The sequence below is a fragment of the Williamsia sp. Y712 genome (assembly GCF_059445525.1).
In genome coordinates this window covers 2,755,887-2,768,946 of record NZ_JCAIUN010000001.1, presented here as the reverse complement: position 1 = coordinate 2,768,946, position 13,060 = coordinate 2,755,887, and the positions used below count along the sequence as shown (strand labels likewise).

Annotated in this window: 12 protein-coding genes; 9 read left to right on the top strand and 3 right to left on the bottom strand. The window is 65.0% G+C overall.

The features are described from left to right. Nucleotides 1-35: 35 nt before the first annotated feature. A complete protein-coding gene (locus AC1D75_RS12680) occupies nucleotides 36-959 on the bottom strand; it encodes a methylenetetrahydrofolate reductase (protein WP_495516067.1) in 924 nt (307 codons plus the stop codon). Nucleotides 960-1,007: 48 nt separating this feature from the next. Between AC1D75_RS12680 and AC1D75_RS12675 the strand changes: the two genes are divergently transcribed. The 8 genes from AC1D75_RS12675 to AC1D75_RS12640 all read left to right on the top strand — a co-directional run bounded on the left by AC1D75_RS12675 (nucleotide 1,008) and on the right by AC1D75_RS12640 (nucleotide 8,661). Further along, on the top strand, nucleotides 1,008-2,123 hold the full coding sequence (locus AC1D75_RS12675; RefSeq protein ID WP_495516066.1) for a polyprenyl synthetase family protein: 1,116 nt from the start codon (nucleotides 1,008-1,010) through the stop codon (nucleotides 2,121-2,123). Further along, on the top strand, nucleotides 2,123-3,658 hold the full coding sequence (gene crtI, locus AC1D75_RS12670) for a phytoene desaturase family protein (protein WP_495515548.1): 1,536 nt from the start codon (nucleotides 2,123-2,125) through the stop codon (nucleotides 3,656-3,658). Before AC1D75_RS12675 ends, crtI begins: the two co-directional genes overlap by 1 nt. A gap of 10 nt (nucleotides 3,659-3,668) precedes the next feature. Further along, the gene (locus tag AC1D75_RS12665; RefSeq protein ID WP_495515547.1) at nucleotides 3,669-5,273 is read left to right on the top strand and encodes an alpha-(1->6)-mannopyranosyltransferase A; all 1,605 of its coding nucleotides are present in this window, start codon (nucleotides 3,669-3,671) and stop codon (nucleotides 5,271-5,273) included. Next, the gene (locus tag AC1D75_RS12660) at nucleotides 5,270-6,160 is read left to right on the top strand and encodes a phytoene/squalene synthase family protein (RefSeq protein WP_495515546.1); all 891 of its coding nucleotides are present in this window, start codon (nucleotides 5,270-5,272) and stop codon (nucleotides 6,158-6,160) included. The genes AC1D75_RS12665 and AC1D75_RS12660 overlap by 4 nt, the downstream gene beginning before the upstream one ends. Before the next feature lie 165 nt (nucleotides 6,161-6,325). Continuing rightward, a complete protein-coding gene (locus AC1D75_RS12655) occupies nucleotides 6,326-6,802 on the top strand; it encodes a DinB family protein (protein WP_495515545.1) in 477 nt (158 codons plus the stop codon). Between the two features lie 92 nt (nucleotides 6,803-6,894). Further along, nucleotides 6,895-7,386 (top strand): GNAT family N-acetyltransferase, encoded by a 492-nt coding sequence (locus tag AC1D75_RS12650; protein WP_495515544.1) that lies wholly within the window; start codon nucleotides 6,895-6,897, stop codon nucleotides 7,384-7,386. A gap of 5 nt (nucleotides 7,387-7,391) precedes the next feature. Continuing rightward, the gene (locus tag AC1D75_RS12645; protein WP_495515543.1) at nucleotides 7,392-7,985 is read left to right on the top strand and encodes a GNAT family N-acetyltransferase; all 594 of its coding nucleotides are present in this window, start codon (nucleotides 7,392-7,394) and stop codon (nucleotides 7,983-7,985) included. A 22-nt stretch (nucleotides 7,986-8,007) separates the two neighbouring features. Then, nucleotides 8,008-8,661, top strand: coding sequence for a class I SAM-dependent DNA methyltransferase (locus tag AC1D75_RS12640; protein ID WP_495515542.1), 654 nt, complete (start codon nucleotides 8,008-8,010; stop codon nucleotides 8,659-8,661). 125 nt (nucleotides 8,662-8,786) lie between these two features. On the opposite strand, the gene AC1D75_RS12635 is transcribed toward AC1D75_RS12640, so the two are convergent. Beyond that, complete coding sequence (locus tag AC1D75_RS12635) at nucleotides 8,787-9,152, bottom strand: Rv2175c family DNA-binding protein (protein ID WP_495515541.1); 366 nt, start codon at nucleotides 9,150-9,152, stop codon at nucleotides 8,787-8,789. A 161-nt stretch (nucleotides 9,153-9,313) separates the two neighbouring features. Between AC1D75_RS12635 and pknB the strand changes: the two genes are divergently transcribed. Continuing rightward, entirely contained in the window at nucleotides 9,314-11,542 is a 2,229-nt protein-coding gene (gene pknB, locus AC1D75_RS12630; RefSeq protein WP_495515540.1) for a Stk1 family PASTA domain-containing Ser/Thr kinase, read from the top strand. A gap of 102 nt (nucleotides 11,543-11,644) precedes the next feature. On the opposite strand, the gene AC1D75_RS12625 is transcribed toward pknB, so the two are convergent. Further along, the gene (locus tag AC1D75_RS12625; protein WP_495515539.1) at nucleotides 11,645-13,045 is read right to left on the bottom strand and encodes a class II 3-deoxy-7-phosphoheptulonate synthase; all 1,401 of its coding nucleotides are present in this window, start codon (nucleotides 13,043-13,045) and stop codon (nucleotides 11,645-11,647) included. Nucleotides 13,046-13,060: the final 15 nt, after the last annotated feature.

Sequence of the window (13,060 nt, the reverse complement as noted above, 5' to 3'; positions counted from 1 at the left end):
CCACCACCGGTGAGTAGATGCCCTCTGACCGAGCCTCAGGCAGCGATCGAGTTCATCCCGAGGCGTTCGAGGACCTCACTGGTGGCCTTCGCGAAGTTCAGGCTGCAGAAGTGCAGACACGGCGCGCCCTCGTCGATCAGGCGCTGCGCCATCTCGGTGGCCAGATCGATACCCACTGCGCGAACCGATTCCCGATTCTCCTCGGGCCCGTCGCCTGCCGCCTCGGCCAGTCGCTTCTCGACCGCGGGCGGGAGCACCGAACCCGATAGTTCGACCATGCGGCGCACCGAGGCAAGCGAGGTGATCGGCATGATCCCCGGGATCAAGGGCTTGGCGCCCTGCTCCGGGTCGGCGGCGTTGACGCGGTCGCGCAGTCGCAGATAGTGATCGACGTCGAAGAACATCTGGGTGATCGAATACTGTGCTCCGGCACGCAGTTTCGACACCAGGTGCTTGGTGTCGTGATCGAGATCGGGTGCGCGGTGATGCCCTTCCGGGAACGAGGCCACCCCGATGTTGAAGTCGCCGAGATCCTGCAGTAGCCGGACGAGTTGTTCCGCGTACTCCAGCCCGTCGGGATGCTTGACCCATTCGCCCAGCGGGTCACCCGGCGGATCACCACGCAGGGCCAGGATGTTGGTGATGCCCTGGTCGGCGTAGCCGCCGGCCATCGCCCGAAGCTCGTCGATGCTGTGCCCCACCGCAGTCAGGTGCGCGACGGGGAGCAACGTGGTCTCGCGCGCGATCTCCCCGGTGATGCGCAATGTCCGGTCACGGGTGGAGCCGCCGGCGCCGTAGGTCATCGAGACAAAGGCCGGGTTCATTCGCTCGAAAATCCGCACGGTTCGCCACAGGCGCGCCTCGGCCTGCTCGTCTCGGGGCGGCATGAACTCGACCGAGAACGGCACCGGACCCGAGTGGGGTTCGGTCAGCCGCTTCACGATCGATGATTGCGTCATCTGCGAACTCACCCGGCAAGTATAGAGGTGGCGGCCGGCGACGACCGCCTGCCTGCCGCCGCCACATCCCACCGTAGTGTGGTTGACGTGGCAATCCAGTCTGTGACCGACGTTCCCGCCGCGACCACCGACCTCTTGCAGCGGGTTTTTGCAGACCGCGCATCCACGGCAGCCGACATCGGTCCGGGATTCTGCGATGCGGTGGACGCACTGTCTGCTTTTGTACTCCGCGGCGGCAAACGTGTCCGACCGACGTTCGCCTGGGCCGGCTACCTGGCCGCCGGGCCTGCCCGTACCGATCCCGACCGACTGTTGTCGGTCTGCGCCGCGCTGGAACTGATGCAGGCCTGCGCGCTGATCCACGACGACATCATCGATCGCTCCGACACGCGTCGGGGGTTCCCGACGATCCACCGCGAGTTCGAGACCCGTCATCGCGAGGCCGGTTGGCGTGGTGATGCCGCCGACTACGGCGAAGGCGTTGCCATCCTCCTCGGAGATCTGGCCCTGGCCTGGGCCGATGACCTGATCGCCGAAGCCGGGTTCGATGCCCAGATCCATCGGTCGGTGTCGGCGATTTGGCGGGGTATGCGCACCGAGGTCCTCGGCGGGCAGTTTCTCGACATCGCCACCGAGGCCTCCGGTGACGAAACGCCGGAGGCCGCCTATCGCGTCATGCGGTTCAAGACCGCCGCCTACACGGTCGAACGCCCACTGCATCTCGGCGCTGCCATCGGTGGCGCCGACCCCGGCCTGATCGAGTCGTTGCGTTCATTCGGCACCGACATCGGTGTCGCCTTCCAGCTTCGTGATGATCTGCTCGGTGTGTTCGGTGATCCGTCGATCACGGGCAAGCCGGCAGGTGACGACATCATCGCCGGCAAGCGGACCGCACTGTTGTCGGCTGCCCTTGGCCATCTCGACGCCCACGACCCGGAGGCGGCAGGCGTACTGCGTGAGCGGGTCGGACGCGCACTCGACGCCGACGAACTGGCCCAGACACTGCAGATCATCACCGCCAGCGGTGCCGTCGCCGAGGTGGAACAGCAGATCGAGGATCTGGTGACCAGCGCGCTGACCACCTTGACCGCGAGCACCGCGACCGCCTCAGCCAAGGCCGACCTGATCGACCTGGCAACCGCCATGACCCGTCGCCAGTACTGATGGCGCGCACCACCTCAGGCAGGAGCGACCGGATCGTTGTTGTCGGCGCCGGGTTGTCGGGTCTGACCGCAGCCCTGTATCTACGCGGGGCGGGCCGAGAGGTGACGGTGCTCGAGGCCGCCGATCTACCCGGCGGCCGGGTCGCAACCGAGACGATCGGTATCAACCGATTTGATACCGGCGCAACAATTCTCACGATGCCCGAACTCGTCCATGCACCGCTGGCCGCGGTGGGTATCAATCGTGACGACGCGGCGCGGCGTCTGGATCTGATCGACGTCGACCCGACCTATCACATGCGGTACGCGGACGGCACCGAACTTCAGATGCATCGCGACGTCGACAAACTGGCCGCAGCCATCGCCGAAACCTTCGGCGCCGAAGCGTCTCACGGCTACCGACGCCTCAACGACTGGCTGGCCCGGCTGTACGACGCCGAGTTCGACCGCTTCATCGACCGCAACTTCGATTCGCCCGTCTCGATCGCCCGAGACCGGACAACCCGGACCGCCGCAGCACAATTGGTGCGCCTGGGCGCACTGGGCAACCTCTCGTCGACGGTGGGACGTTTCATCAGGGACGAACGACTGTTGCGCTCCTTCACCTTTCAGGCACTCTATGCCGGGGTACCGCCGGAGCGGGCCCGCGCGGTGTACGCGGTCATCGCACACATGGACATCAGCATGGGTGTCTACTATCCGCGCGGCGGGATGGGCCGGGTTGCGCAGGAGATGGTCACCGCACTGATCGAGGCCGGTGGTCGCGTCGAATTCGGCGCCGCCGCCGAAGGTGTCGAGTGGGACGACAACCGGGTGAGCGCCATCACGGGCATCGACGGCCGCCGTTGGCCCTGCGACGCCGTCATCTTCACCACCGACACACCGGTCACCCGCGGACTACTCGGAGACAAGCCCCGTCGACATCGTCGCAAGGTCGTCTACTCGCCGAGCGCAGTGGTCGCACACGGCGTGGTTCCCACGTCCGTCACGGCACAGTGGCCGGGCGGGCATCACACGCTGGACTTCGGCGCGGCGTGGTCGCAGACCTTCCGTGAACTGACCGCCCGCTCGGGCCGGGGCCGACTCATGAGTGACCCGTCGCTGCTCATCAACCGTCCCGCGATCTCCGACCCCGCCCACTCGATCACCGCAGCAGGCGAATCCGTGACGGTGCTCGCCCCCTGCCCCAATCTGGATTCTGCACCGCTGCCGTGGCGCGAACTGTCGAGGCCGTACGTGGACGAAGTGCTCGCCGTCCTCGAGACGCGGGGCTACCACGGCATCCGGGAGAACTTCGAGGTCGTCAAGATCGACGACCCCGGCACGTGGGCTGCCAAGGGGATGGCAGCGGGCACACTCTTCGCCGCAGCCCACACCACCGGGCAGACCGGACCACTGCGGACTCCCAACCTCGTCCGTGGAACCGACAACGTGGTGCTGGCCGGCAGCTCGACGGTGCCCGGCGTCGGCATCCCGCCGGTGTTGGTCTCGGGTCGACTGGCCGCAGCCCGAATCACCGGTGACTCGGGGCACTAGGATCATCGAGATGTCCGTACCCGCCACCACCCCTGCGCCGGTCACCGTCGCCGGTCGGTGGCGGCAAGGCTTCTCGATTCGAGCGGTGCGCAAATTCTGTGCCACCGAGATCGGGCGCCACGTGGTGCTCGGATTCATCGGTTCGGTACTGGTCACCATCGGCAGTTTCGGTGTCGGTGACATCCCCCGCAACAACACCTCGCTGCAGAGCATGCACCTGTCGTGGATGTACTACGGCCACGGGAGAACCCTGAGCACCATCGCTTTTTGGCTCGGCGTTGCGTTGATGGTGATCGCGTGGGTGCGGATAGGACGCACGCTGCACGCCCAGAAGACCGGTAACGCTCAGAAGAGCGGCGAGCAACCCGCATCGGCCATCGGCTGGGCGTCGGTGGCCTGGTCTGCTCCCCTGCTGATCGCGATACCGCTCTACAGTCGCGACGTCTACGCCTATCTCGCGCAGGGGGCACTGCTGCGCGATGGCTTCAATCCCTACTCCGACGGTCCCGCGGTCAATCCGGGGCCGCTGGTCGATTCGATGGCGCAGGTCTGGGCGACCACCACCGCGCCCTACGGCCCCGGCTTCATGACCGTTGCCCGCGCGGTGACGGAGATGACCGGCGATAGTCCGGTTGCCGGAGTCCTGGTGATGCGTCTGGTCTTGCTGCCCGGCCTGCTGTTGACGCTGTGGGCACTGCCCAGGCTGGCCCGCCGTTTCGGCGCCAATCCGTCGATGGCCATCTGGATCGTGCTCCTCAATCCGATGGTCCTGATCCATCTGGTCGGCGGCCCGCACGTCGAACTGCTGATGATGGGTGTGCTGATTGCGGGCGTCACGCTGGTGGTCGAGGGCCGCCATGTCGCCGGGATGAGTGTGCTGGCGCTGGCCACCGCGATCAAGATCACCGCGGGTGTGGCGATTCCGTTTGTCCTGTGGATCTGGCTGGCACACATCCGCGCCGAGCGACCGGTGCGGGCGAGCGATGTGGTCCGGGTGCTGGCCTGGATCATCGGGCTCGGTGCGGTGATCTTCGGTGCCTTGACGCTGGTCGTCGGTCATGGATTCGGCTGGCTGCTCGGGTTGACCTGGGCTGACAAGATCATCAACTGGCTGACGATCCCCACCGCGGTGGCTCATCTGATCACCTTCGCCGCTTCACCTTTCACGGCGCTGCCGCTACTACCGGTGCTCGATGTGGTCCGCACTGTGGGATCGGTCATCATGGCGCTGACGCTGGTGGGTCTGTGGCTGTGGTTCCGCAGATCCGAGCGCGACGCGGTCAAGGGCATGGCGTGGGCGATGTTCGCCGTCCTGCTGCTCGAACCGTCCACGCTGCCCTGGTATTACACCTGGGCGCTGGTTCTGGCCGCGGCCTTCGCGATCGACAGGCGAGCCATCGTGGCGATCATCGTGTTCTCGGTGTTCCTATTGCAGGTGTTCGGCCCCACCGACGAGATCTACATGTATGAACTCCCCGACGTCCTGCTGGCGCTCGTGTTGTCAGGATTGGCCGGGTGGTCTTTTGTCCGGGTCGATCCGCTTCGATTACGCCGATTGATCCGAGGGAAACCGGCACCGGCCCCCACCACCGGTGCCACCGAAGACGTGTCATGACCGAAGATCTCGGCGCCGCGTACGAACACTGCCGACAGTTGGCCAAAGTTCACGGCCGCACGTATTACGCCGGTACCCAACTGCTTTCGAAAGACAAGCGCAACGGTGTGTACGCGCTGTACGGATTTGCACGGATGGTCGACGACATCGTCGACAACGACACGGGACCAGATCGTCTCACCCGCCTCGATGCGATCGAATCCGATCTCGCCTCGGCCCTTGCCGACCCGGCATACCGGCCGGACCTACCGGAAGTGCTGGCAGTCGCCGATACCGCGACCACCTACTCGATCGACCACCACTACTTCGCGGCTTTCCTGCGCTCGATGCGAATGGACCTGCCCGAGAGCCCACTTCACGTCAGCCGATACCGGAGCATGGGGCAACTCCGGGACTACATGTACGGGTCGGCCGGCGTGATCGGCCTCGAGTTGCTCCCGATCCTGGGGACGGTTGGCCCGGTGTCGGAGGCGACCGAATCAGCTCGTTCGCTCGGAGACGCATTCCAGCTGACAAACTTCATCCGCGATCTCGGCGAGGATCTCGACCGCAACCGGATCTATCTCCCCACCGACGAACTCGCTGCATTCGGCGTCGACGAGTCGATGCTGCGCCGGTGCCGTCGGACCGGACAGGTCCCACCCGAATTACGCCGGGCCCTGGCTCATCTGATCGCGATGACCCGCGCCGAATACCACCTCGCCGAACCCGGCATAGATCACCTGACGCCGGCCAGCCGTCCCGGAATCCGCGCGGCGTTCACCATGTACCGGGCCATTCTCGACGAGGTCGAGGCAAGCGACTATCGCGTACTGACCCAAAGAGTCCGGGTCCCCCGGCGCAAACGACTGACCCACATCGCCGCAGCACTCACGCGTCGGCGCTGACGATCTCAACCCAGATCGACCTCGGCGTCGGCCGCTCCCTCGATCCAGTCGTTGGCCTCGAAGGATGGACGCTCCCGACCAGCGCTTCCGAGAATGGCCGGACCATGTCAGACCCGCCGGGCACAATGTCGTCCAACCCCATTTCGCGCACGGAGAGGAACTGAAGTGGCCACAGACACTCCGCCACCCCGCACCGGTTCATCCGAAAAGGAAGTGCTGGTGGGCTTTCTGGACTATCTGCGCGTGTCCGCGGCCTCGAAACTCCTCGGGGTTTCCGAGACGGCAGCCCGGGCACCGGCGGTGCCGAGCGGCACGAACCTGATCGGTCTTCTGCGTCACCTCACCTACGTCGAACGAGCGATCTTTCTCGAACTGAAGGTCACGAACTGGAAGTCCACGTTCACCGCAACAGATTCGGACACAGTCGATTCGATCATCGAGGCGTACCGCGACGCCACCGTGCAAGCCAACGCAGTCATCGCCACCTACACCGACCTTGCCCAACCCGCACCGATCGCCCCCGGTCGAAAATCGGCGCCCTCGATGCGTTGGGCGCTGACGCACATGATCGAGGAGACCGGACGCCACGCAGGTCACCTGGACATCATCCGCGAGCAGCTCGACGGCCAGACCGGGCGATAGATGGCTTCGCCCCAACCCACGTAGGAGTACGAAATGCCAGAAGGTCGTCCTCGGTTGGACGTTCCACCGAGGCCTCGAGTGAAGGTTCGCGAATGAACGACATACTGAGGATCGAACCGGCAGACTTCGACGATCCGGTCTTACAGGAGTTCCTGCAGGCACATCTCGACGACATCGCCCCCACCGCACCCGACGAGAGTCAGCATGCTCTGTCGATCGCTGCCATGAAGACATCGCCGGGATTCAGGCTCTGGGTCGCATACATCGACGCCGAATTGGTCGGAACCGTTGGACTGGGCCGGGTTTCGGCCGGACATGAGGAGCTCAAGAGTATGCGGACCTCACCACACCGCCGCGGTTCCGGAGTCGGCAGGGCGCTCCTCGATCACGCGCTCGCCGACGCCACCGCCCGCGGAATCCACAGGCTCTCACTCGAAACCGGCAGTATGGACTTCTTCGCGCCGGCTCGGGCGCTCTACGTGCGAACAGGATTCAGCGAGTGCGGCTCGTTTGGGGCCTATCCAACCGACGACCCGAACAGCACCTTCATGACGATGACCCTCGACCGCAAGGAGGTGGAGTAACCCCCGTGCGCGGTGACGACGTGAACGCCGACGATTCCTGTTCGATCGTGACCGCACGGCTGGTTCTGCGTACATGGCAGCCCGCGCATCGCGGTCCGTTTGCCGAACTCCACGCCGACCCGACGGCAATGGCCGACCTCGGCGGCCCGATCGACCGGGCCGACAGCGATGAGAAGTTCGACCGGTACATCGATGCCCAGCGCCGGCACCACATCTCCCGGTGGGCCGTGGAAAGCTCAGACGGCCACCTGATCGGCTATTGCGGTGTGATGCCACGCATGGCGAGCGACCACCCACTGGGCCGACACTTCGAGGTGGGCTGGAGATTCTTCACAGAATTATGGGGAAACGGCTACGCCACCGAAAGCGCCCGTGCAGCATTGCATCACGCACGTCGTGTGCGGGGGATCCGGGAAATCCTCACCTACACGGCACCCGACAACACCCGATCACAAGCGGTCATGGAACGCCTCGGACTGACAAGACAACCCCTCCGCGACTTCACGCACGAATACTCCGGCGAGTCATGGCACGGATTGGTCTGGTCGGTCCCATCCCACTGGACACCCGATGCGGATTCTCGATCGAGAACAACATGATGGTCCGTCAGGCAAAAATCCGATGACCGCAACAAAAACGAAGGTGAGCATGAAACCCGACGGCGACGTGACGTTGGCCAGTCATCAAGCAGCAGCGCAGTCCTGTGTGGACAACACGCCACCGCTCGGTGAGCATCTGACGGCGTATCTCGATCGGGTCGCCGATGAAGTGGGGTCCGGCGGGTTCGTATTGGAACTCGGCAGCGGCACCGGGTGGGCTGCGAAGTACCTCGAGAGCAAGTATCTGCGTGTGCGTCGCACCGACGCCGCACCGGCTTTCGTCGACATGATGCGTGCAGATGGTCACCACGCCGATGTCCTCGACATTCGCAGTGATGCATTCGGCGGCCCCTACGACGCAATCCTGGCCACCACCGCCTTGCTGCACCTGACCCGGGACGAGTTCGAGAACGTCCTGCGGCGAGCGCAATCCGCGATCGCACCCGACGGACTACTCGCGTGCACGATCAGGACGGGCAGCGGATCAGCCCGGAACACCGCAAAGCTCGGCTCACCCCGGCAATTCGCTGACTGGAGCCAATCCGAAGTACACGACGTTCTGGCCCGAACAGGATGGACACCCGTACTGCTCGAGCACGTCGATCTCGACGAACCGTGGATTTTTGTCCTCGCCACATCGTCCGCCGATGTCCATACCCGATGGATTCACCCGTGATGCTCGGCCAAATGCCCATCGACGGGCAACTCGACACATTGCGCGTCACACTCGCCCGCAACAACACCGCGATCGAAGTACTCAACGGAGCGCGAAACTCGCCCTAGACAGGCGCGGTACCTACGTCAGAAGGCTTCGGCCTGCGCGCGGCGGATCATCTCGCGAGCCGAGTGCCCGTGCAGTGCCTCTGCCGGCGTGATGCCAAGGTCTTCTTGGACGGTGAACATCCACCGCATGATCTCGTCGCGGCTGAAACCACCGTCGAACAGGACTTCGATCAGTCCGGAGAGGTGTTTGACGATGTCGGAACCATCGAAGAACAACTCCGGTACCGCGACCTGTCCGTCGCGGCGAACCGCGAGGAGCTGATGCGCGGTGATCATGTTGAGGACTTTGCTGTTGGAAAAGCCCATTCGGGAGGAAACCTGAGAGACCGACAGGACGTCGACGTCGGCAGGAAGAGTGTCTGGAGAAAGCGGTACGGAACCCACGGTCAAGAGGGTACCGAGCGAGTGGTCAAACCGTCGAATCCCGGCCCGCGCTGCTCTGCTCGACCGCGCCGTGACCGATTCTCGATCCCACATCGCTAATGTGGACTCGGTTCGACATCTCCACCTGAATTTCCACCCCCATCACGAAAGGCTTCGACACGGTGAACGCTCCCTCCGACGTGCTTTTGGGTGCGCTCCTGGAGCGCAGATACCGCATCGATGCGCTCATCGCCCGCGGCGGCATGTCCAGCGTCTATCTCGGTATGGACCTGCGACTGGACCGGCCCGTTGCCGTCAAGGTGATGGACCCCCGCTTCTCGGCCGACCCCCAGTTCCTGGCCCGTCTCGAGTTCGAGGCCCGGTCGGTGGCCCGACTGAAGGATCCGGGCCTGGTTCCGGTGTACGACCAGGGCGCCGACGGTGACTACGCCTTTTTGGTGATGGAACTCGTGGAGGGTGGCACTCTCCGGGAACTGCTGCGTGAACGCGGGCCGATGCCGCCGCATGCCGTCAACGCGGTGACGGCACCGGTCCTGAGCGCTCTGGGCGTGGCCCACCGCGCCGGCCTCGTCCACCGCGACGTCAAGCCCGAGAATGTCCTGATCTCCGACGAGGGCGAAGTCAAGGTTGTCGATTTCGGACTGGTCCGGGCGATCGCCGCAGCGGGTATCACGTCCAACAGCGTCATCCTGGGCACCGCGGCCTACCTCTCCCCCGAACAGGTCGAGACGGCCTCTGCCGATGCCCGCTCCGATGTCTACTCGACCGGCATCCTCGTCTTCGAAATGCTCACCGGCAAAACGCCGTTCAGCGGCGATACCGCCCTGGGATTGGCGTACCAGCGACTCAACAACGACGTGCCGCCACCGAGTTCACTCATCGCAGGCGTCCCACCCGAGTTCGACGAGTTCGTGCTCACCGCGACGGCCCGCAACCCGCAGGACCGCTACCGCGACGGCTTTCACATGCGCGAGGTCCTCGATGAGATCGCCGCCGACCTGGAACTGCCGCCGTTCACCGTGCCCGCCCCGACCCGATCCGCCGAACGGGACACGATGGTCGCCTTCCGCGACCGGAAGATGACGCAGCCCGCCGATCCCGACAGGACCGACCCGATCCGGGCGGCGGCCCCGCCCGCGCAACCCCCCGCCGGCCGCAATCCCACCCGCGTCCAGACGTTGCCACCCGACACCCGAGCGCCCGCTCAGACCCCACCCGGCCAGCCACCGGCCGATCAGGGGCAACCGCCCGAGCACCATCCGACGTCGGCGGTGCTCGCTCCACATGCCGCCGACTACGCGGAACGTCGCCGCAAATCCCGCCGCACCACCCTGATCTGGATGTTGGTCGTCGTGCTGATCGCCGCACTACTCGGTGTTGGCGGTTGGTGGCTGGGTTCGGGCCGATTCGCCACCGTCCCGGATACGAACGGCATGGATCGTGTTGCCGCGACCGAGGCCATCGAGGACGCCGGGCTCGGCGTGGTGGACGACCCGACATTCCACAACGAGATCCCGGTCGACGAGGTGATGTCGGTCGAACCCGCCCCGGGCACCCGCGTCAGCCGATTTTCTGATGTGACACTTGCCTATTCGGTCGGTCAGCCGAAGGTTCCCGATGTCGGTTCCGGGACCTCGCTCCCCGAGGCCGAAGGGGTGCTGCGTGAACACACGCTGGTGCCCGAGGTGACCCGTCAGCAGTACAGCGCCACCGCTCCCAAAGGTTCGGTGGTGTCGCTGACCCCCAACTCGGGAACGACAGTCCCGGTGGGCAGTACCGTGCAGATCACGACAAGCCGTGGCCCCGAACCGGTTTCGGTCCCGGACGTATCCGGGCGGGATCAGGCCGAGGCCACCAAGCTCATCAAGGGCGCCAAACTCAAACCCGGTTCGGTGACCACCCGCTTCAGCCCGGACATCAACGGCGGCGACGTGATCGGCACCGAACCTGCGGCCGGAACGCTGGCAGAGCCCGGCAGCACGATCACGCTGGTGGTCTCGGACGCGATCACCGTGCCGGATGTGTCCGGCAAGACGCCCGCCGACGCCCGCCGGACCCTGCAAGATGCTGGTCTGATCGCCGAGGACGGCGGAACGTCCACCGATGGAAAAGCGAAGGCAGGCACCATCACAACGGCCAGCCCGGCATTCGGTGCGCGCGTGGATCCACGCAATCCGGTGGTGAAGATCTTCATCTCCGATGCGGTCTCGGTACCCGATGTCACCGGGGACACCGTCGGCACCGCCAAGAAGAAGCTCTCCGAGGCCGGACTCGACGTGAACAGTCGCGGTCTGACCGGCTCGAACATCTCGATTGTGGTCAGTCAGAGCCCAGGCGGCGGAAACCGGGTCAAGACGGGCTCCACCGTCGAGATCACATCGATACCCTGACCGACGTCGCTCTCGAACAGACCCGATCCGTACAGGCTCTCCACCTACGCATGTGTTGCCGGTGCGTGGTCGGAGAACCTGTACGGCTGGGTCCGGAACGGATCAGCCTCGGAGCATCTCCGCGACCAGGAAGGCCAGTTCCAGCGACTGCTGGGTGTTCAGCCTTGGATCACAAGCGGTTTCGTAGCGTCCGGACAGATCCAGATCGGAGATGTCCTGGGCACCACCGAGGCATTCGGTGACATCTTCACCGGTCAGCTCGATGTGGATACCACCCGGGTGAGTGCCCAGCGCGTGGTGAACCTCGAAGAATCCCTGCACCTCGTCGACGATGCGGTCGAAGTGACGGGTCTTGTATCCCGTGCTCGCCTCGTGGGTGTTGCCGTGCATCGGATCGCACTGCCAGATGACCTTGTGTCCGGTGGCCTCGACGGCGGCGACGATCGGCGGCAGCACCTCGCGCACCTTGGAGTTGCCCATCCGCGCGACCAGGGTCAGACGACCGGGCACGTTGTGCGGGTCGAGACGCTTGACGTATTCGACGGCCTGTTCCGGCGTGGTGCCCGGACCGATTTTCAGGCCGATCGGATTCGATAGCAACTCGGCAAAGGCGATGTGTGCGCCGTCGAGCTGGCGGGTGCGCTCCCCGATCCAGAGGAAGTGTGCCGAGAGGTCGTAGAGCAACTTGCCGCCCTCTGGATCCTCCGGATCGTCGGCAAGACGCAGCAGGGCGCGCTCATAGTCGAGCACCAGCGCCTCATGTGAGGCGTAGATGTTCGCCGACTCCAGATTCGAGTCGCGCACACCACAGGCATCCATGAACTTGAGGCCACGGTCGATCTCCGAGGCGAGTGCCTCGTAGCGGGCACCGGCCGGTGAGGTGCGGACGAACTCCTGGTTCCAATCGTGCACCCGATGCAGGTCGGCATGACCGGCGCCGGACAGTGCCCGGACCAGGTTCATCGCGGCGCTGGCGTTGGCATACGCCCGAACGAGCCTGGAGGCATCGTGCTCTCGCACCGCCTCGTCGGGCAGGAACCCGTTGACCATGTCACCGCGGTACGACAAGAGACCCAGGGCATCGGTGTCGGACGAACGGGGTTTGGCGTACTGCCCGGCGATCCGGGCGACCTTGACCACCGGCAGGCTGGCGCCGTAGGTCAGCACCACGGCCATCTGCAGCAACGTGCGGATGTTGCCCTTGATGTGCGGTTCGGTGTTGTCGGCGAACGTCTCGGCGCAGTCACCACCCTGCAACAGGAACGCGCGACCCAGCGCCACCTCGGCGAGCTGAGCCTTGAGCTCCTCGACCTCGTTCGGCAGGCAGATCGGGGGCACGCTCTCCAGGACGGTCCGCATGGCGCGGGCCTTGTCCTCGGGCCAGCTCGGCTGCTGCAACGCCGGCTTGCTGATCGCATCAGCAAAACGCTCAGCCAGGTCGCCGGGCAACGGCGGAAGCTCGGGAAGTTCATTCAACGGAACATCTACGGTCCAATTCACCACCCCAACAGCCTAATG